Source organism: Streptomyces sp. CAI-85, from assembly GCF_013363615.1.
Lineage (GTDB): Bacteria > Actinomycetota > Actinomycetes > Streptomycetales > Streptomycetaceae > Streptomyces > Streptomyces antibioticus_B.
Genome location: NZ_JAANNX010000236.1, coordinates 1 through 735 on the forward strand (window position 1 = coordinate 1; position 735 = coordinate 735).

Below are 735 nucleotides of genomic sequence, written 5' to 3' on the forward strand. Positions count from 1 at the left end.
CCCGAACACCGCCGCCCCTGGGTCGCCGTCAGCGGCCTCGCCCAGGACCTCACCGACGGCATGCGCGTCTCCGCCGAACTCGCCGGCGAAGACCTCCTCGACGTCCTGCGCGCCACCCCCGCCACCGAATACCTCGTCGTCGAGGAGACCGGCGAGATCTACGGCGTCCTCTCCGCCGCCGACGTGGAACGCGCCTTCGTCAAAGCCATGGCCCGCCCCAACTGAGCACCACCCCCGCCCCACCGTGGTCGGCGGCCCCGCCAAACGCCGGTAGGCTGGTCACATGTCCGAACCGACCGGTGCCGCCCGCAGGCGCGGGCCCTTCAAGGTCGGGGACCAGGTTCAGCTCACCGACCCCAAGGGCCGCCACTACACGTTCACGCTCGAAGCCGGGAAGAACTTCCACACCCACAAGGGTTCCTTCCCGCACGACGAACTGATCGGCGCTCCCGAGGGCAGCGTGGTCCGCACCACCGGGAACGTCGCCTACCTCGCGCTGCGCCCCCTGCTCCCCGACTACGTCCTGTCCATGCCCCGCGGGGCAGCCGTCGTCTACCCGAAGGACGCGGGGCAGATCCTCGCCTTCGCCGACATCTTCCCCGGCGCCCGCGTCGTCGAAGCCGGCGTCGGCTCCGGCTCGCTCAGCAGCTTCCTGCTGCGCGCCATCGGCGACCAGGGCATGCTGCACTCCTACGAGCGCCGCGAGGACTTCGCCGAGATCGCCCAGCAGAACGT

General features: G+C 71.0%; 1 protein-coding gene and 1 pseudogene. Both read left to right on the forward strand.

What is annotated here, in order from left to right; genetic code table 11:
• Positions 1-225: pseudogene (locus G6W55_RS38005) on the forward strand (peptidase); the annotation flags it as partial.
• A gap of 58 nt (positions 226-283) precedes the next feature.
• Positions 284-735: tRNA (adenine-N1)-methyltransferase (locus tag G6W55_RS38010; protein ID WP_375372512.1), on the forward strand; the 452-nt coding region annotated here is incomplete at its 3' end.